Raw genomic sequence first — 16577 nt, 5'->3', positions numbered from 1 at the left:
CGTCAGAAAAATGTCTTGGCGGCGGCTTCGGCATAGGTGCCGATCGGCCCGCCGATCAGCACATAGAACAGCACGAAGGCGCCACTGACGCCGAGCACGACACGCAATTCGCTGGCCATCGGCACGAAGCCGCCGACCGGCTCATCGAACCACATGATCTTGATGATGCGCAGATAATAGTAAGCGCCCACCACCGAGGCCAGCACGCCGATGATCGCCAGCGCATAGAGATTGGCGTTGATGGCGGCGAGGAAGACGTACCATTTTCCCCAGAAGCCGGCGAGCGGCGGAATACCGGCCAGCGAGAACATCAGGATGGTCAGGATCGTCGCCATCACCGGGTTGGTCGACGATAGGCCGGCGAGATCGCTGATCTGCTCGACATTGCCTTCCTTGCGCCGCATGGCGAGGATGAAGGCAAAGGTGCCAAGCGTCATCACCAGGTAGATCAACATGTAGATGGCGACGCCGCGCACACCGGCCTGGCTGTTGGCGGCAAGGCCGACCAGCGCATAGCCCATATGACCGATCGAGGAATAGGCCATCAGCCGCTTGATGTTGGTCTGACCGATGGCGGCGAAGGCGCCAAGCGCCATCGAGGCGATCGAGATGAAGACGATGATCTGCTGCCAGTCGGAAGCGATCGGCTTGAAAGCGCCCATGGTGACGCGCACGATCAGCGCCATCGCCGCCATTTTCGGTGCCGCCGCCAGGAAGGCCGTCACCGGCGTCGGCGCGCCTTCATAGACGTCGGGCGTCCACATGTGGAACGGCACGGCCGAGATCTTGAAGGCAAGCCCGGCCAGCACGAAAACCAGGCCGACGACGAGGCCGAGCTGGCGCTCGCCGCCGCCAAGCGCCGTGGCGATCTCGTGGAAGCCCAAGTTGCCGGTGTAACCATAGACCAGGCTGATGCCGTAGAGCAGCATGCCCGAGGACAGGGCACCGAGGACGAAATATTTCAGGCCGGCCTCGGTCGAACGCAGATTGTCGCGATTGATCGCCGCCAGCACATAGATCGCCAGCGACTGCAGTTCGAGGCCGAGATAGAGCCCGATCATACCGTTGGCCGAGATCATCAGCATCATGCCGAGCGTGCAAAGCAGGATCAGCACCGGATATTCGAACTTGTCGAAACGCTCCACCTTGGCAAAGCGCATCGACATGACGAGCGTCACCGCCGAGCCGACCAGCGCCAGCACCTTCATGAAGCGGGCGAAGGAATCCTGGATGAAGGCGTTGCCATAGGCGCTGCCCTGCCCTGCGTGGAAGATCAGCCAGGCGCCTGCGATCACCAGCACGGCGACGGCAAGGCCGGTCACCGTGTTGGCGGTGTTGGAACGCGAATAGGCCCCGACCATCAGCAGCGCGAGCGCGCCGATGGCAAGGATCAGCTCGGGCGTCGAGAGCGACAGGCTGGAGAGAAGGTCCGGCGTCATGGTTCGCAAAACCCCTGGGTCAGTTCGCCGCCGCGGTCTGCGCGGCGCCGATGGATGCGGTGACATTGGTGACGAGCGACTTGACCGACTGGGCCGTCGCGTCGAAGACGGGTGCGGGATAGACGCCGAAGAAGATGACCAGCACGACCAGCGGATAGATGATCGCCTTCTCGCGGGTCGACAGATCGAGTAGCCCCTTCAGGCTGTCCTTGGTCAGCGCGCCGAAGATCACCCGGCGGTAGAGCCAAAGCGCGTAGGCGGCCGACAGGATGACGCCGGTAGCGGCGAAGAACGCCACCCAGGTGTTGACGCGGAACACGCCGAGCATGGTCAGGAACTCGCCGACGAAGCCTGACGTGCCAGGCAGGCCGACATTGGCCATGGTGAAGATCATGAACGCGGTGGCGTATTTCGGCATGTTGTTGACGAGGCCGCCATAGGCCGCGATCTCACGGGTATGCATGCGGTCATAGATGACGCCGACGCACAGGAACAGCGCGCCCGAGACCAGGCCGTGGCTGAGCATCTGGAAGATCGCGCCCTGCACGCCTTCCTGGTTCATGGCGAAGATGCCCATGGTGACGAAGCCCATATGGGCGACCGACGAATAGGCGATCAGCTTCTTCATGTCCTCCTGCATCAGCGCCACCAGCGAGGTGTAGATGATGGCGACGACCGACAGCGTGAACACCAGCGGCGCGAACATCTCGGACGCCAGCGGGAACATCGGCAGGGAGAAGCGCAGGAAGCCGTACCCGCCCATCTTCAAGAGGATGGCGGCCAGGATGACCGAGCCGGCCGTCGGCGCCTCGACGTGAGCGTCCGGCAGCCAGGTGTGCACCGGCCACATCGGCATCTTCACCGCGAAGGAGGCGAAGAAGGCTAGCCACAGCCATGTCTGCATGTTGGCCGGGAAGCTGTGCGTCAAAAGCGTCGGGATGTCGGTGGTGCCGGACTGGAAGAACATCGCCATGACGGCGAGCAGCATCAGCACCGAGCCGGCCAGCGTATAGAGGAAGAACTTGAACGAGGCGTAGACGCGCCGCTTGCCGCCCCACACACCGATGATGATGAACATCGGGATCAGGCCGGCTTCGAAGAAGACATAGAACAGCACGATGTCCAGTGCGCAGAACACGCCGATCATCAGCGTCTCGAGCAGCAGGAAGGCGATCATGTACGCCTTGACGCGCTTCTCGATCGCTTCCCACGACGCCAAAATGCAAAGCGGCATCAGGAAGGTCGTCAGGATGACGAACAGCATGGAAATGCCGTCGACGCCCATATGGTAGGAAATGCCGGAATCGAGCCAGGCGACCTTTTCGACGAACTGGAAGCCGGCCTGCGAATTGTCGAAGCCGGTCCAGATCAACAGCGACACCAGGAAGGTGAACGCCGTGGTTATGAACGCGATGGCGCGAATGTTGCGGCGCGCGTTTTCGCTGTCATCGTTGATGAACAGGATCAGCAGCACACCAACCAACGGCAGGAAGGTGACCAGCGAGAGGATTGGCCAAGCGGTCATCAGAGCATCATCCAGGTGACGAGTGCGGCAACGCCGATCAGCATGGCGAAGGCGTAGTGATATAGGTAGCCGGTCTGCAGCTTGACGACGCGGTTGGTGACATCGACGACGCGCGCCGAAATACCGTCCGGCCCCAGGCCATCGATGATGGTCCCATCGCCGGTCTTCCACAGGAAGGAACCGAGACGCTTGGCCGGCCGCACGAACAGGAAGTCGTAGAGCTCGTCGAAATACCACTTGTTGAGCAGGAAGGCGTAGAGCCCGCGATGCTGGGCAGCGAGATTCCTCGGCATTTCCGGCGAACGGATGTAGAACTGCCAGGCCAGCGCCAGGCCGATCAGCATGGCGATGAAGGGCGAGAGCTCGACCCACAGCGGCAATTCGTGGATCTCGTGCAGGATGTGATTGTCCGCCAGCGTGAATAGCGACGCCTTCCAGAACTCGGCATAGCCTTCGCCGATGAAGGCGCCGTGGAAGATGATGCCGGCAAACAGCGCACCCGCCGCCAGGATGAACAGCGGCACCAGCATCACCGGCGGCGATTCATGGACGTGATGCATCACCTCGTGGCTCGCCCGCGGCTCGCCGTGGAAGGTCATGAAGATCAGCCGCCAGGAATAGAAAGAGGTGAAGCCGGCGGCGATGACCAGAGCCACGAAGGCCAGGACCGCGACGGAATTGTGCCCGGCAAAGGCGGTTTCGATGATGGCGTCCTTGGAGAAGAAGCCGGCGGTGCCGATGACGGTCACCGGAATGCCGACGCCGGTCAGCGCCAGAGTGCCGATCACCATCATCCAGTAGGTGGTCGGGATCAGCTTCCTCAAACCGCCCATCTTGCGCATGTCCTGCTCGTCGGAGACGGCATGGATGACCGAGCCGGAGCCGAGGAACAGCAGCGCCTTGAAGAAGGCGTGCGTGAACAGGTGGAAGATCGCCGCGCCATAGGCGCCGACACCGAGCGCCACGAACATGTAGCCGAGCTGCGAGCAGGTCGAATAGGCGATGACGCGTTTGATGTCGTTCTGGACGAGGCCGACGGTCGCCGCGAAGAAGGCGGTGAAGGCGCCGATGAAGGTCACCACCGTCAGCGCCGAATGCGATAATTCGAACAGCGGCGACAGCCGTGCCAGCATGAACACGCCCGCCGTCACCATCGTGGCGGCATGGATGAGCGCCGACACCGGGGTCGGGCCTTCCATGGCGTCCGGCAGCCAGGTGTGCAGCGGCACCTGCGCCGACTTGCCCATGGCGCCCATGAACAGCAGCAGGCAGACGACGGTCATCGCCGCCTGCTTGTCGAGCGCATGGCCGAGGAAGGTGAGCACGGCCGCACCCTGCGGCGCGCCTTCGGCAGGAATGAACGTCGCTGCATTGGCGAAGATCGTGCCGAGATTGACCGAGCCGAACAGCACGAAGACGCCGAAAATGCCGAGCGCGAAGCCGAAATCGCCGACGCGGTTGACGACGAAGGCCTTGATGGCGGCGGCATTGGCCGACGGCTTCTTGTACCAGAAGCCGATCAGCAGGTAGGACGCGAGGCCCACCCCTTCCCAGCCGAAGAACATCTGCACGAGATTGTCTGCCGTCACCAGCATCAGCATGGCGAAGGTGAACAGCGACAGATAGGCGAAGAAGCGCGGCCGGTTCGGATCGTGGTGCATGTAGCCGATCGAATAGATGTGAACCAGCGCCGACACGGTGTTGACCACCACCAGCATCACCACCGTCAGCGTGTCGATCCTGAGCGCCCAGGAGGCGTCCAGGCCGCCGGACTGGATCCAGTGCAGCACCGGCACGGTGAACACCTCGCCATGGCCGAAGCCGACGGAGAAGAAGGCGATCCATGACAGCACGGCCGCGATCACCAGGAAGCCGGAGGTGATGTATTCGGATGCCTTGGCACCGAGCGACGTGCCGAACAGGCCGACGATCAGGAAGCCGAGCAGTGGAAGGAAGACGATGGCCTGATACATGGTGGTTCCGTCAACCCTTCATGGCGTTCACGTCTTCGACCGCGATCGAGCCACGGTTGCGGAAGAAGACGACGAGAATGGCAAGTCCGATGGCGGCCTCAGCCGCCGCGACCGTCAGCACGAAGAGCGCGAACACCTGGCCGACCAGGTCGCCGAGCGCCGCCGAAAAGGCGACGAAGTTGATATTGACCGCGAGCAGGATCAATTCGATCGACATCAGGATGACGATGATGTTGCGGCGGTTGAGGAAGATGCCGAACACGCCGAGCGTGAACAGGATCGCCGATACGGTCAGATAATGTGCGATGCCGACGACCATCTCAGACTCCTTCGCCCGACTTGACCTTGCGGATTTCCATGCCGGTCGCCGCTGTGCGGCCGACCTGAGCTGCGATCGACTGCCGCTTGACCCCTTCCTTGTGGCGTAGCGTCAGGACGATGGCGCCGATCATGGCAACCAGCAGGATGAGGCCCGAAATCTGGAAGTAGTAGAGGTAGTCGGTATAGAGGATGTCGCCGAGCGCTGCCGTGTTCGAGCGCGTGGCAAGATCCGGAATGGGCTTTGCGACGGTCGAGGCGAGCTTCGGCGCGAAGGTGTAGCCGCCCAGCACGATGATCAGCTCCGCCGCCAGGATCAGCCCGACCAGCGCGCCGATCGGCGCGTATTGCAGGGCTCCCTCCTTCATCTCGGCGAAGTCGACGTCGAGCATCATGACGACGAACAGGAACAGCACCATGACGGCGCCGACATAGACGACGAGCAGGATCATCGCCAGGAACTCGGCGCCGGTCAGCATGAAAAGGCCGGCGGCGTTGAAGAAGGTCAGGATCAGGAACAGCACCGAATGCACGGGGTTGCGCGACGAAATGACCATGAACGCCGACGCCACCGCGACAAAGGCGAAGAGGTAGAAAAAGGCCGCCTCTAGTCCACTCAGCATTGGGGATCCCCCGGGTTCCTGTCCAAACAGGACAATCGTCCTGTTCGTTATCTCTGGCTTCGTCCCACTTCCGGTACCGAAGCCGCGTTGTCCTATCGCATGTTCCGATCGGGTTGAAATACCCGATCGAAAGAAACGTGCGACACTTTTGTCTTCCGGAGGATGATCTTGTCCGAAAAGTCCGCAATTTTTCGGGATCACCCTCTAGACGAGGCGCCTCGCCCCGTCCATGCGTCAAATATCAGCGGTACGGCGCGTCCAGCGAGATGTTGCGCGCCAGTTCGCGCTCCCACCGGTCGCCATTCGCCAGCAGCCTGTCCTTGTCGTAGTAGAGTTCCTCGCGTGTCTCCGTCGCGAACTCGAAATTCGGCCCCTCGACGATGGCGTCGACCGGGCAAGCTTCCTGGCAGAAGCCGCAATAGATGCACTTCACCATGTCGATGTCGTAACGCACCGTGCGGCGCGTGCCGTCATTGCGGCGCGGGCCGGCCTCGATGGTGATCGCCTGCGCCGGGCAGATCGCCTCGCACAGCTTGCAGGCGATGCAGCGTTCCTCGCCATTGGGATAGCGGCGCAGCGCATGCTCGCCGCGGAAGCGCGGGCTGATCGGCCCCTTCTCGTGCGGATAGTTGATCGTCTCCTTCGGCGCGAAGAACTGGCGCATCGACAGGAAGAAGGCGCTGACGAAATCCTGCAGCAGCAGCGATTTTGCGGCCTGGGAAAGAGCGGACATCACGCAAACCCCGTGATCTTGAGGAAGGCCGCGGTGGCGACGACCATGAACAGCGAGATCGGCAGGAACACTTTCCAGCCCAGCCGCATCAGCTGGTCGTAGCGGTAGCGCGGCACGAAGGCCTTCACCATCGAGATGCCGAAGAACACGAAGCAGACCTTCAGCACGAACCAGATCACCCCGGGCACCCAGGTGAAGGGCGCGAAGTCGAAGGGCGGCAGCCAGCCGCCGAGGAACAGGATGGTGGCCAAGGCACACATCAAGACGATGGCGACATACTCGCCGAGGAAGAACAGCAGGAACGGCGTCGACGAATATTCGACCATGTGGCCGGCGACCAGCTCCGATTCGGCTTCGACCAGATCGAAGGGCGGACGGTTCGTCTCGGCCAGGGCCGAGATGAAGAAGATGATGAACATCGGGAACAGGGCCAGCCAGTTCCAGTCGAGGAACGTGTTGGGCAGGCCAAGCCGCGTACCGAGCCCACCCTGCTGCGACAACACGATATCGCTGAGGTTGAGCGAGCCGGCGGTGAGCAGCACGGTGACGATGACGAAGCCGATCGAGACTTCATAGGACACCATCTGCGCGGCCGAGCGCAGCGCGCCGAGGAACGGATATTTCGAGTTGGATGCCCAGCCGCCCATGATCACGCCATAGACCTCGAGCGAGGAAATGGCGAAGACATAGAGGATGCCGACATTGACGTTGGCGATCGCCCAACCCTGGCTGACCGGAATCACCGCCCAGGCCGAGATCGCCAGCACGGCTGAAACCAGCGGCGCCAGCAGGAAGACGCCCTTGTTGGCGCCGGACGGGATGACCGGCTCCTTGAACACGAACTTCAACAGATCGGCGAAGGCCTGCAGCGTGCCCCAGGGGCCGACGACGTTCGGGCCACGGCGAAGCTGCACGGCCGCCCAGATCTTGCGGTCGGCGTAGAGGATGTAGGCCACGAAGATCAGCAGCACCACGATCAGCACGACCGACTTCAGCAGGATCAGCAGCGCCGGCAGCACGTAGAAGGAGAAGAAGGTGTCCATGCTTATTCCGCCGCCTGCTTGAAGCCGCTCTTGGCCAGTGCCGAGCATTCCGCCATCACGGCCGATGCCCGCGCGATCGGGTTGGTCAGATAGAAATCCTTGACCGGCGAGGTGAACGCGCCCTTGTTCAGCCGCCCGCCGAGCTTCGCCACGCCGGCGATGTCCTCGGCATTGCCGGCCGCGACCTGGTCGATGCGGGCGAGATGCGGATACTCGCCATAGAGCTTGGCGCGCAGCTGCGGCAGTGAATCGAACGGCAGTTTCTTGCCCAGCACGTCGGACAGTGCCCGCAGGATCGCCCAGTCCTCGCGCGCATCGCCCGGTGCGAAGCCGGCGCGGTTGGTCTGCTGCACGCGACCCTCGGTGTTGACGTAGGTGCCGGACTTTTCGGTATAGGCCGCCGCCGGCAGGATGACATTGGCGCGGTGCGCGCCGGCGTCGCCATGCGTGCCGACATAGACGACGAACGCGCCGCCGGTCTTGCTCATGTCGATCTCGTCGGCACCGAGCAGGAACAGCACGTCCGTCTCGCCCAGCATGCCGGCGACGTTCTTGCCGCCCTCGCCCGGCACGAAGCCGAGATCGAGGCCGCCGACGCGCCCCGCTGCGGTGTGCAGCACGGCAAAGCCGTTCCAGTCGGCGCGGGCGGCATTTACGGCCGCGGCGAGCCTGGCCGCCTGGCCGAGCACGGCCGCGCCATCTGCGCGCGCCAGAGCGCCCTGGCCGACGATAACAAGCGGGTGCGTCGCCTTCTTCAGCGTCTGGAAGAACTTGCCGTTGCCATCAGCTAGATCCTTCAGCGAGTCCGGCCCGGCGCCCAGCTGCTCGTAGTCGTAGCGCGTATCGCCGATATCGCCGATGACGCCGACCGGCAGATTGCCGAGGCGCCAGCGCTTGCGGATGCGGGTATTGAGCACCGAGGCCTCGAAGCGCGGATTGGCGCCGATGATCAGCACCGCGTCGGCCTGCTCGATGCCTTCGATGGTCGGATTGAAGATATAGCTGGCGCGTCCGAGCGCCGGATCGAGCGCGGCGCCATCCTGGCGGCAATCGATGTTCTTCGATCCGAGCGAAGCCATCAGAAGCTTCAACGCAAAGATCTCCTCGACCGCCGCGAGATCGCCCGCGATCGCGCCGATCCTCTCAGGCGTCGTCTTCGACACCGCGTCCTTGATCGAAGCGAACGCTTCGGCCCAGCTCGCCGGAACCAGCTTGCCGTCCTTGCGCACATAGGGACGGTCGAGGCGCTGCGTGCGCAGGCCGTCCCAGATGAAGCGGGTCTTGTCGGAAATCCATTCCTCGTTCACGGCCTCGTTGACGCGCGGCAGGATGCGCATCACTTCGCGCCCACGGCTATCGACGCGGATCGCCGAACCGACGGCATCCATGACGTCGATGGATTCGGTCTTGGTCAGCTCCCACGGCCGCGCCTGGAAGGCGAAGGGCTTGGAGGTCAGCGCGCCGACCGGGCAGAGATCGATGACATTGCCCTGCAACTCCGAGGTCATTGCCTGTTCGAGATAGGTGGTGATCTCGGCATCCTCGCCACGGCCGATCAGGCCGAGTTCGGAAATGCCGGCAACCTCGGTGGTGAAGCGGACGCAGCGCGTGCAGTGGATGCAGCGGTTCATCACCGTCTTGACCAGCGGGCCGATGTACTTGTCTTCCACCGCGCGCTTGTTCTCGTGATAGCGCGAGGAATCGACGCCGAAGGCCATCGCCTGGTCCTGCAGGTCGCACTCGCCGCCCTGGTCGCAGATCGGGCAATCCAGCGGGTGGTTGATCAGCAGGAACTCCATCACGCCTTCCCGAGCCTTCTTGACCATCGGCGTGTTGGTGAAGATTTCCGGCGGCTCGCCATTCGGACCGGGGCGCAGGTCGCGCACGCCCATGGCGCAGGAGGCCTGCGGCTTAGGCGGCCCACCCTTGACCTCGATCAGGCACATGCGGCAATTGCCGGCGATCGACAGCCGCTCATGGAAGCAGAAGCGCGGCACTTCCGCGCCCGCGTCTTCCGCCGCCTGCAGCAGCGTGTAGTGGTCGGGTACAGTGATTTCTTTCCCGTCGACCTTGAGCTTTGCCATTCGTCTCAAACCCCTGCGGATTTCCCGCAATCTCATTTCCCGGGCGCGACAGAAGCAGCGCCCGACATTTCTTTCACTTCTTCGCGGCCAGCGCCGCGGCCTGGGCAGTCCAGTCGTCACGGCCAATGCGGCCCTTGAACGACAGATAGTCGTCGACCCAGGCGATCTCTTGCGGCGACCATGCGGCGACTTGGGCGAACGTCCAGATACCGAGGCCGTTCAGCACCTTTTCCAGCTTCGGACCGATGCCCGATATCGCCTTCAGATCCGAAGGCTCCGCCGGCCTGTCCATGGCCTTGGGCTGACGGAAATCCTCGGGCATCAGCACACCGGGAGCATCGTCCGTTGCCGGACCTGCATCGGCCACGGGCGCCGTGATGGCGGCTTCCTTGGCGGCAATGTCCGTAACTTCCTGCGCAAAGGACTGCGCCTCGGCAATCATGGTCTTCGCCGTCGCCCGCGCCCTGGTGGACGACGCGTCTTCGAATTGCTCGACGCGGGCCTCGAAATCCTCGATCAGCGGCTGCATGAGGCGCTGTGACGCCTCGGCGGCACCCGAAAGCGCGCCCATCCAGACGCCGAAGGCTTGATTGGCGAGCCCCATGCCAAGCGCCGACATCGCCACCGCACCTGCGATAGGGTGCGCGAAAAGGTTGACGGCGCTGGCCATCTCCTTCGGCATCATCCTGGTCAGGTCCTGGTTCATCTTCTCGATCTGGTCCAAATTGGGCATCAATGGGTAGGGTGTCGAATACGGCGCCATAGAGTTCTCCTGGTCGTTTCTTCGTTCGCCCCGCCCCGATTTCTTCCCGCGTTCAAAAGTTTCTTTTTATTCCGCCGCCACCATCACCGGTTCGGCCCGGTGCGCGTTGCGCGAAAACTCGTCGATGCGCCGCTCCACCTCACCACGGAAATGCCGCATCAAGCCCTGGATCGGCCATGCCGCCGCATCACCCAGCGCACAGATCGTGTGACCCTCGACCTGCTTGGTGACGTCGAGCAGCATGTCGATCTCGCGCTTCTGCGCCTCGCCGCGCACCAGCCGCTCCATCACCCGCCACATCCAGCCGGTGCCCTCGCGGCACGGCGTGCACTGGCCGCAGCTTTCATGCTTGTAGAAGTAGGACAACCGCGCGATCGCCTTCACGACATCGGTCGACTTGTCCATGACGATGACGGCGGCCGTGCCGAGGCCGGATTTGAGGTCGCGCAGCGCGTCGAAATCCATCGGCGTGTCGATGATCTGCTCGGCCGGCACCAGCGGCACCGAGGCGCCGCCCGGAATGACGGCGAGCAGATTGTCCCAGCCGCCGCGGATGCCGCCGCAATGTGTCTCGATCAGTTCGCGGAACGGGATCGACATCGCCTCTTCGACGGTGCACGGATTGTTGACGTGGCCGGAAACGCAGAACAGCTTGGTGCCGACATTGTTGGGCCGGCCGAAAGACGAGAACCAGGCCGCACCCCGGCGCAGGATGGTTGGCGCCACCGCGATCGATTCGACGTTATTGACCGTCGTCGGGCAGCCATAGAGGCCGACATTGGCCGGGAATGGCGGCTTCAGCCGGGGCTGGCCCTTCTTGCCTTCGAGGCTTTCCAGCAGCGCCGTTTCCTCGCCGCAGATATAGGCGCCGGCGCCGTGATGCATGTAGATTTCGAAATCGTAGCCCGACGTGTTGTTCTTGCCGATCAGCCTGGCCTCGTAGGCCTCCTCGATCGCCCGCTGCAGCGCCTCGCGCTCGCGGATGAACTCGCCGCGCACATAGATGTAGGCGGCAATCGCGCCCATGGCGAAGCCGGCCAGGAACGCGCCTTCGACCAGCGTGTGCGGGTCGTTGCGCAGGATATCGCGGTCCTTGCAGGTGCCGGGCTCGGATTCGTCGGCGTTGATGACGAGATAGCTCGGCCGGCCGTCGCTCTGCTTGGGCATGAACGACCATTTCAGCCCGGTCGGGAAGCCGGCGCCGCCGCGTCCGCGCAGGCCCGACGCCTTCATTTCGTTGACGATCCACTCACGCCCCTTGGCGACGATGCCGGGCGTGTTGTCCCAGGCGCCGCGTGCCATGGCGCCGGCCAGCGACTTGTCGAAGAGGCCGTAGATATTGGTGAAGATGCGGTCTTTGTCCTGAAGCATTTTTCGTCCCTCAGACCGGCTTCTTGCCGAAGACGCGGATGTATTCGGCGACGCCGCCCTTGGCGAGCGCCTTGGCTTGGCGGACCCAGTCGTCGCGGTCGATGCGGCCCTGGAAGGAGAGATAGCCGTCGACCCACTCGCGTTCGGCCTTCTTCCACGACGCGACCTGCGCGAAGGTGAAGATGCCTAGCGTGTGCAGGATACCCTCGATCTTCGGGCCGACCCCGGAGATCAGCTTGAGATCGTCGACCGCGGCCGGCCTGTCGATACCGGCCGGGCGATTCTTGTCCTCCAGCGACGGCTTTGCCGGCTTTGCGGCTCGCACCTTGGCTTCCGGCGCCTTGAATGCCGATGCCGGTTCGGCCCTGACCGTCGGTCCACTGCGCTGCTTGGAGACCTTCTCGACTTCCGGCGCTGCCTTGTTGGCATTGGCGGCCGAATGCAGCGGCGCAGCAACGCTCGCCGCCTTCTCCGTCGCCGGCGCCACCTTGGCTTTTGAAGGCGTCTTCAATACCGGGCTGGTCTCGGGCGTATCGGTTTTCGGCTTGCTGGCATTGGACGGCGCGACAGGGGCGGCTGCCCTTGCCGGCACCGGCGCGGCGATGATCGCGTCGGGCGCTGCCTTGGCGGCCTTGGCCGCTTCCCGGGCTTCCCGGTCGCGGGTCGACTTGAGGATCGCCTTTTCGCTCTTCAGCGTCGTCAAACCGGAGGCCGGCTCCGAGCCGGTACGGCCGTTCTGCGGTCCCGGCGTCACCGAAGCTCCCTTGCCCGCGTCGTAGAGATCGATGATTTCGGCCAGACGCTCGGGTGTCAGATCCTCGAACGTATCCTTGAACACCATGACCATCGGTGCATTGACGCAGGCGCCGAGGCACTCGACCTCCTCCCACGACAAGGTGCCCTTGTCATTGGTGTGGAACTGGTCGTGATGGATTTTCGAGCGGCATACATCCATCAGCGCTTCCGAGCCGCGCAGCATGCACGGCGTGGTGCCGCAGACCTGGATGTGCGCACGGGTACCAACGGGATTCAACTGATATTGCGTGTAGAAGGTCGCGACCTCGAGCCCGCGGATGCGCGGCATGCCGAGCATGTCGGAGATGGTCTCGATCGCCGCCTTGGTGACCCAGCCTTCCTGCTCCTGCGCAATCATCAGCAAAGGAATGATCGCCGACTGCTCGCGGCCCTTCGGGTACTTCTTGATCCATTGCTTGGCAGCCGCCGCGTTCGCCTTGTTGAAGGCGAAGGAGGCTGGCTGGACGCTGGCTTCTGCGAGACGGCGGACTGACATTTAGCGATCGACCTCACCAAACACGATGTCGAGGGAGCCGAGAACGGCGGTGACGTCGGCCAGCATGTGGCCGCGGCACAGGAAATCCATGGCTTGCAGATGCGCGAAACCGGGGGCGCGCAGCTTGCAGCGGTAGGGCTTGTTGGTGCCGTCCGAGACCAGATAGACGCCGAACTCCCCCTTCGGCGCCTCGACCGCCGCATAGACCTCGCCGGCCGGCACGCGGTAGCCTTCGGTGTAGAGCTTGAAGTGATGGATGAGCGCTTCCATCGAGCGCTTCATCGCCGCGCGCTTGGGTGGCACCACCTTGCCGTCGAGGTTCGACACCGGGCCGGTGCTTTCCTTGCCGAGCAGCAGGTCGACGCACTGGCGCATGATTCGTGCCGACTGGCGCATTTCTTCCATGCGCAAGAGATAACGGTCGAAGCAGTCGCCGTTCTTGCCGATCGGGATGTCGAAATCCATCTCGGAGTAGCACTCATAGGGCTGCGACTTGCGCAGGTCCCACGGCGAGCCCGAGCCGCGCACCATGACGCCCGAGAAGCCCCAGGCCCAGGCGTCGGCCAGCGAAACGATGCCGATATCGACATTGCGCTGCTTGAAGATACGGTTGCCGGTGAGCAGCTTGTCGAGATCGTCGAGCGATTTCAGGAACGGGTCGATCCACTTGCCGATGTCCTCGACCAGCTGCCGCGGCAGGTCCTGGTGGACGCCGCCGGGCCGGAAATAGGCGGCATGCATGCGCGAGCCGGAGGCGCGCTCATAGAACACCATCAGCTTTTCGCGCTCGACGAAGCCCCACAGCGGCGGCGTCAGCGCGCCGACGTCCATCGCCTGCGTCGTCACATTGAGGATGTGCGACATGATGCGGCCGATTTCGCAATAGAGCACGCGGATCAGTTGGCCGCGCCTCGGCACCTCGATGCCGAGCAGGCGCTCGGCGGCGAGCGCGAAGGCGTGCTCCTGGTTCATCGGCGCGCAATAGTCGAGCCGATCGAGATAAGGCACCGCCTGCAGATAGGTTTTTGCCTCGATCAGCTTTTCCGTACCGCGATGCAGCAGGCCGATATGCGGATCGACGCGGTCGACGACTTCGCCGTCGAGCTCCAGAACAAGGCGCAAAACGCCATGCGCGGCAGGATGCTGCGGGCCGAAATTGATGTTGAAGTTGCGGACGGAGGTTTCAGCCATTCTGGCGCCTCTGGCGAAGAGTCAGTAGTGAGTAGTGAGTAGTGATCATCAATCTCAACGCCTGCTTCATTCCGCCTGCTTGGCCTGCACCGTTCGGATAAGAGATCTCATCATTTTTCCAATCTCTTCGCATCGCAGCAGCAGTTCAATCTCATTGTCTTTTCGCAGCAAGCCAACCCGGCATGCCAGCAATATGTGCGTTTCCAGTTCCTTCAACGAACCTTGCGCCATGCGCAAAAATTGAACGAACGAACCTCTGTTTTCCCGACCGTATCCTCCGCGACATTCGCAGCGATCGAAACCGCCGATCGGCGCATCTGAGAGGTCATGTAGATCTCTTCCTTCGGGAACTCCTTGGTGTGGCGGTAACAGTCCTCAGCGAGCGTCATCGCCGATTGCCACACCTTCAAGTCGCGATAAGATTCGATCCGTTGCTCCAACTCTTCTCCTACTGACTACTCACTACTTCCCTACTCACTGTTTCGCTTTTTCATCCCCGGGCAGCACATAGTCGGTGCCTTCCCAAGGGGAAAGAAAATCGAAATTGCGGAATTCCTGCTTGAGCTCGACCGGCTCGTAGATGACGCGCTTGGCCTCGTCGTCGTAGCGCACTTCGACGAACCCGGTCAGCGGGAAATCCTTGCGCAGCGGATGGCCTTCGAAACCGTAGTCGGTCAGCAGGCGGCGCAGATCGGGGTGGCCCGAAAACAGCACGCCATAGAGATCGTAGGTCTCGCGCTCGAACCAGTCGGCGCCGGGATAGATGCCGGTGATCGACGGCACCATCGTCTCCTCGTCGGCCTGCACCTTGACGCGGATGCGCACATTCTGTTTCGGCGACAACAGGTGATAGACGACGTCGAAGCGCTTGGCCCGCGACGGATAGTCGGCGCCGCAGACATCGATGATCGATATGAACTGGCAGCGCGCATCGTCGCGCAGGAAAGTCATCACTTCGACCAGATCGCCCGGCTCGACCTGGACGGTGAGCTCGCCATAGGCGAGCACCGCATCGCCGAAGCGGCCAGGCAGCTTCTCGCCGAGATAGGTCGACAGTTCGCTAAGGGATGCGGCCATTGATTTACCGTTCGATCGTGCCGGTGCGGCGGATCTTCTTCTGCAGGAGAAGAATGCCGTAGAGCAGGGCTTCGGCGCTCGGCGGGCAGCCGGGCACATAGATGTCGACGGGCACGACGCGGTCGCAGCCACGCACCACCGAATAGGAATAATGATAATAGCCGCCGCCATTGGCGCAGGAGCCCATCGAGATGACGTAGCGCGGCTCCGGCATCTGATCGTAGACCTTGCGCAGCGCCGGCGCCATCTTGTTGGTCAGCGTGCCGGCCACGATCATGATGTCGGACTGGCGCGGAGACGCGCGCGGCGCGACGCCGAACCGCTCCGAATCGTAGCGCGGCATCGAGGTGTGGATCATCTCGACCGCGCAGCACGCCAGGCCGAAGGTCATGAACATCAGCGAGCCGCTGCGCGCCCAGGTGATCAGCGCCTCGGTCGAGGTGACCAGAAAACCCTTGTCGGCAAGCTCGTTGTTGATTTCGAGGAAGAAGGGATCGTCCTGCCCCACCGGCTTGCCGGTATTGGGATCGATGATACCCTTGGGCTTCGGCGCGACGAGGGTGCCTGAACTGTCGTTCAATCCCATTCCAGCGCTCCTTTTTTCCATTCATAGGCGAAGCCGATTGTCAGCACTGCCAAAAACACCATCATCGACCAGAAACCGAGCATGCCGATCTTCGAGAAGGACACCGCCCAGGGAAACAGGAAGGCTACTTCGAGATCGAAGATGATGAACAGGATCGACACCAGGTAGAAACGGATGTCGAACTTCATGCGGGCGTCGTCGAACGAGTTGAATCCGCATTCATAGGCGGACAGCTTCTCGGGATCCGGGTTGCGGTAGGCTACCAGGAACGGCGCCGCGAGCAGCGCCAGGCCGACCACCAGCGCCACGCCGATAAACAGGACGATGGGCAGGTACGAACTGAGGAGTGCGTTCATGCAGCGGCTTTCCGTTGGCGCCAATCCACGTTGATTACAGCACCGGACCTTAATGCGGAAGCGTGACAGATTAACCGCTGAACCGTTTTAAGGAGCCTATGCTGCAACGCGGCGAGGGTTAGCGCAGCACTTCCAGCGAAGCAAGTCAAACCTTGTTCAAAACACCGAGCTGGACGGCAATCCGGGAGAAACTGGTCCCATATG

General features: G+C 62.7%; 15 protein-coding genes and 1 pseudogene. All 16 read right to left on the bottom strand.

Features of this window, described 5'->3' with window-relative positions; genetic code table 11:
* Positions 1–2 precede the first annotated feature (2 nt).
* Positions 3–1439: an NADH-quinone oxidoreductase subunit NuoN gene (gene nuoN / locus LB543_RS23325; protein WP_224615688.1), complete on the bottom strand. Its 1437-nt coding sequence runs from the start codon at positions 1437–1439 to the stop codon at positions 3–5.
* A gap of 19 nt (positions 1440–1458) precedes the next feature.
* Positions 1459–2964, bottom strand: coding sequence for an NADH-quinone oxidoreductase subunit M (locus LB543_RS23320; protein ID WP_224615687.1), 1506 nt, complete (start codon positions 2962–2964; stop codon positions 1459–1461).
* Positions 2964–4937, bottom strand: a complete 1974-nt coding sequence (gene nuoL, locus LB543_RS23315; RefSeq protein WP_140812706.1) for an NADH-quinone oxidoreductase subunit L — start codon at positions 4935–4937, stop codon at positions 2964–2966. Before nuoL ends, LB543_RS23320 begins: the two co-directional genes overlap by 1 nt.
* A 10-nt stretch (positions 4938–4947) precedes the next feature.
* On the bottom strand, positions 4948–5256 hold the full coding sequence (gene nuoK / locus LB543_RS23310; RefSeq protein WP_140758028.1) for an NADH-quinone oxidoreductase subunit NuoK: 309 nt from the start codon (positions 5254–5256) through the stop codon (positions 4948–4950).
* Between the two features lies 1 nt (position 5257).
* The gene (locus LB543_RS23305) at positions 5258–5878 is read right to left on the bottom strand and encodes an NADH-quinone oxidoreductase subunit J (protein WP_140758029.1); all 621 of its coding nucleotides are present in this window, start codon (positions 5876–5878) and stop codon (positions 5258–5260) included.
* A 241-nt stretch (positions 5879–6119) separates the two neighbouring features.
* Positions 6120–6611: an NADH-quinone oxidoreductase subunit NuoI gene (gene nuoI / locus LB543_RS23300; protein WP_027025978.1), complete on the bottom strand. Its 492-nt coding sequence runs from the start codon at positions 6609–6611 to the stop codon at positions 6120–6122.
* Positions 6611–7654 (bottom strand): NADH-quinone oxidoreductase subunit NuoH, encoded by a 1044-nt coding sequence (gene nuoH, locus LB543_RS23295; protein WP_023763315.1) that lies wholly within the window; start codon positions 7652–7654, stop codon positions 6611–6613. Before nuoH ends, nuoI begins: the two co-directional genes overlap by 1 nt.
* Positions 7655–7656: 2 nt before the next feature.
* Positions 7657–9738, bottom strand: a complete 2082-nt coding sequence (gene nuoG, locus LB543_RS23290) for an NADH-quinone oxidoreductase subunit NuoG (RefSeq protein ID WP_224615686.1) — start codon at positions 9736–9738, stop codon at positions 7657–7659.
* Between the two features lie 73 nt (positions 9739–9811).
* Entirely contained in the window at positions 9812–10501 is a 690-nt protein-coding gene (locus LB543_RS23285) for an NADH-ubiquinone dehydrogenase (protein ID WP_224615685.1), read from the bottom strand.
* A gap of 66 nt (positions 10502–10567) precedes the next feature.
* Positions 10568–11872 (bottom strand): NADH-quinone oxidoreductase subunit NuoF, encoded by a 1305-nt coding sequence (gene nuoF / locus LB543_RS23280; RefSeq protein ID WP_224598467.1) that lies wholly within the window; start codon positions 11870–11872, stop codon positions 10568–10570.
* A gap of 10 nt (positions 11873–11882) precedes the next feature.
* Positions 11883–13163: an NADH-quinone oxidoreductase subunit E gene (locus LB543_RS23275; protein ID WP_224615684.1), complete on the bottom strand. Its 1281-nt coding sequence runs from the start codon at positions 13161–13163 to the stop codon at positions 11883–11885.
* The gene (locus tag LB543_RS23270) at positions 13164–14354 is read right to left on the bottom strand and encodes an NADH-quinone oxidoreductase subunit D (RefSeq protein ID WP_140758033.1); all 1191 of its coding nucleotides are present in this window, start codon (positions 14352–14354) and stop codon (positions 13164–13166) included.
* Between the two features lie 66 nt (positions 14355–14420).
* A pseudogene (locus LB543_RS23265) lies at positions 14421–14743 on the bottom strand (four helix bundle protein).
* 85 nt (positions 14744–14828) lie between these two features.
* Positions 14829–15431: an NADH-quinone oxidoreductase subunit C gene (locus tag LB543_RS23260; RefSeq protein ID WP_140812703.1), complete on the bottom strand. Its 603-nt coding sequence runs from the start codon at positions 15429–15431 to the stop codon at positions 14829–14831.
* A 4-nt stretch (positions 15432–15435) separates the two neighbouring features.
* Positions 15436–16017 carry a NuoB/complex I 20 kDa subunit family protein gene (locus LB543_RS23255; RefSeq protein WP_013894808.1) on the bottom strand — a complete coding sequence of 194 codons (582 nt, stop codon included), beginning with the start codon at positions 16015–16017 and terminating at the stop codon, positions 15436–15438.
* Positions 16008–16373: an NADH-quinone oxidoreductase subunit A gene (locus LB543_RS23250; RefSeq protein WP_010910112.1), complete on the bottom strand. Its 366-nt coding sequence runs from the start codon at positions 16371–16373 to the stop codon at positions 16008–16010. Before LB543_RS23250 ends, LB543_RS23255 begins: the two co-directional genes overlap by 10 nt.
* Positions 16374–16577: the final 204 nt, after the last annotated feature.

Origin of the sequence: Mesorhizobium sp. ESP7-2 (assembly GCF_020164715.1) — a bacterium.
Classification (GTDB): Bacteria; Pseudomonadota; Alphaproteobacteria; order Rhizobiales; family Rhizobiaceae; genus Mesorhizobium.
Note: the sequence above shows the minus strand (reverse complement) of the source record. Positions and strands in the feature narration are given on the sequence as shown.

What these genes read in the sequence shown, in the direction of transcription:
- LB543_RS23255 (WP_013894808.1), bottom strand. Translation starts at nt 16,017, where the DNA reads ATGGGATTGAACGACAGTTCAGGCACCCTCGTCGCGCCGAAGCCCAAG.
- nuoF (WP_224598467.1), bottom strand. Translation starts at nt 11,872, where the DNA reads ATGCTTCAGGACAAAGACCGCATCTTCACCAATATCTACGGCCTCTTC.
- nuoI (WP_027025978.1), bottom strand. Translation starts at nt 6,611, where the DNA reads ATGTCCGCTCTTTCCCAGGCCGCAAAATCGCTGCTGCTGCAGGATTTC.
- nuoH (WP_023763315.1), bottom strand. Translation starts at nt 7,654, where the DNA reads ATGGACACCTTCTTCTCCTTCTACGTGCTGCCGGCGCTGCTGATCCTG.
- LB543_RS23305 (WP_140758029.1), bottom strand. Translation starts at nt 5,878, where the DNA reads ATGCTGAGTGGACTAGAGGCGGCCTTTTTCTACCTCTTCGCCTTTGTC.
- LB543_RS23275 (WP_224615684.1), bottom strand. Translation starts at nt 13,163, where the DNA reads ATGTCAGTCCGCCGTCTCGCAGAAGCCAGCGTCCAGCCAGCCTCCTTC.
- LB543_RS23250 (WP_010910112.1), bottom strand. Translation starts at nt 16,373, where the DNA reads ATGAACGCACTCCTCAGTTCGTACCTGCCCATCGTCCTGTTTATCGGC.
- nuoG (WP_224615686.1), bottom strand. Translation starts at nt 9,738, where the DNA reads ATGGCAAAGCTCAAGGTCGACGGGAAAGAAATCACTGTACCCGACCAC.
- nuoK (WP_140758028.1), bottom strand. Translation starts at nt 5,256, where the DNA reads ATGGTCGTCGGCATCGCACATTATCTGACCGTATCGGCGATCCTGTTC.
- LB543_RS23270 (WP_140758033.1), bottom strand. Translation starts at nt 14,354, where the DNA reads ATGGCTGAAACCTCCGTCCGCAACTTCAACATCAATTTCGGCCCGCAG.
- LB543_RS23320 (WP_224615687.1), bottom strand. Translation starts at nt 2,964, where the DNA reads ATGACCGCTTGGCCAATCCTCTCGCTGGTCACCTTCCTGCCGTTGGTT.
- LB543_RS23260 (WP_140812703.1), bottom strand. Translation starts at nt 15,431, where the DNA reads ATGGCCGCATCCCTTAGCGAACTGTCGACCTATCTCGGCGAGAAGCTG.
- LB543_RS23285 (WP_224615685.1), bottom strand. Translation starts at nt 10,501, where the DNA reads ATGGCGCCGTATTCGACACCCTACCCATTGATGCCCAATTTGGACCAG.
- nuoL (WP_140812706.1), bottom strand. Translation starts at nt 4,937, where the DNA reads ATGTATCAGGCCATCGTCTTCCTTCCACTGCTCGGCTTCCTGATCGTC.
- nuoN (WP_224615688.1), bottom strand. Translation starts at nt 1,439, where the DNA reads ATGACGCCGGACCTTCTCTCCAGCCTGTCGCTCTCGACGCCCGAGCTG.